This window comes from Bacillus cereus group sp. BfR-BA-01310, assembly GCF_022664325.1.
In the GTDB taxonomy this organism is placed as follows: domain Bacteria; phylum Bacillota; class Bacilli; order Bacillales; family Bacillaceae_G; genus Bacillus_A; species Bacillus_A paramycoides.
In genome coordinates, this window is the sequence record NZ_JAKUHD010000074.1 from 1 (window position 1) to 1,450 (window position 1,450).

Consider the following 1,450-nt stretch of genomic DNA (forward strand, 5'->3'; position numbering starts at 1 on the left):
TGAAGTGCACCCCGATTGTTAGACACAGTCTAACAATTGGAGGTGCACTTTTTTATGGCTAAATTTTCTTCAAAAGAAAAAATACGAGCGATAAGACGATATTTAGAGGGGACTGAAGGTGGAAAAACAATTGCTAAATCTATTGATGTTCACCCCAGTATGCTCTATCAGTGGATTAAACAATATGAATCCTTAGGTGAAAATGCTTTTAAAAAACGCTATACAGCCTACTCTACCCAGTATAAACTAGATGTACTTAATTATATGAACGAACAAGGGACATCTATCAGGGAAACAGCGGCGCTTTTCAATATTCCTTCTTACGAAACACTTCGAAAATGGAAAGTAGCTTATGAAACAGGAGGATTGGATGCCCTACAATCAAAGAAAAAGGGGCGTCCATCCATGGAAAAGAAAAAAACAAATACAACTAAAGATCAAGGAATAGTTGAAGACTCGATAGAGGCACTACAAGCGGAAAATGAGCGTTTACGTATGGAAAATGCGTATTTAAAAAAGTTGAATGCCTTAGTTCAAAACAAGGAGAAATCACGAAACAAGACAAAGCCCAAGTAATCTATGAATTAAGGCATGAATTTTCAGTGAAGGTGCTACTTCAGACCGCAGGTATTCCGCGTAGTACGTATTATTATTGGGTTAAAAGATTCGATCGTCCTGATTCAGATGTAGAACTAAAAGGATTGATTCGAACCATTTATGACGAACATGAGGGGCTTTATGGTTACCGTCGTATTCGTGATGAACTTACGAATCGCGGACATAAAGTAAATCATAAAAAAGTGTATCGTATCATGAAAGAATTGGGATTAAAATGTCTCGTTCGTATGAAAAAATATCGCTCTTATAAAGGAACAGTTGGAAAAATTGCACCTAACATTTTAAATCGCAACTTCCAAGCTGAAAAACCAAATGAAAAGTGGGTTACGGATATTACGGAGTTTAAATTATTTGGAGAAAAGCTATATCTATCGCCAATGTTGGACTTATTTAATGGTGAAATTATCACATACACAATTGGTTCAAGGCCAACTTATTCACTTGTTTCAACGATGTTAGACCAAGCGTTTGAACACTTAACCGTCAAAGATACACTCTTAATCCATTCTGATCAAGGTTGGCACTATCAAATGAAACAATACCGTCATTCCCTTACTAAACGTGGCATTACACAAAGCATGTCTCGTAAAGGAAACTGTTACGATAACGCAGTGATTGAAAACTTCTTTGGCATCATGAAGTCAGAATTTCTGTATCGAAAAGAATTTAAGAGTATAGAACATTTTAAGAAAGAACTAGCAAAATATATAAAGTACTATAATCATAAAAGAATTAAGGCAAAACTAAAAGGCATGAGCCCGGTACAATACCGGACCCATGCCCAAAAGGTTGCCTAATGAAATAATCTGTCTAACTTTATGGGGTCACTTCA

1 protein-coding gene is annotated in these 1,450 nt (G+C 36.1%); it reads left to right on the forward strand.

Annotated elements, in window-relative coordinates; translation table 11 throughout:
* Positions 1-54 precede the first annotated feature (54 nt).
* Positions 55-1,415, forward strand: a protein-coding gene (locus MR109_RS29580) for an IS3 family transposase (protein WP_242274855.1) whose coding sequence is annotated in 2 segments (ribosomal slippage) — positions 55-511 and positions 511-1,415 — 1,362 coding nt in all. Because the reading frame shifts where the segments join, the coding sequence is not laid out codon by codon here.
* Positions 1,416-1,450: the final 35 nt, after the last annotated feature.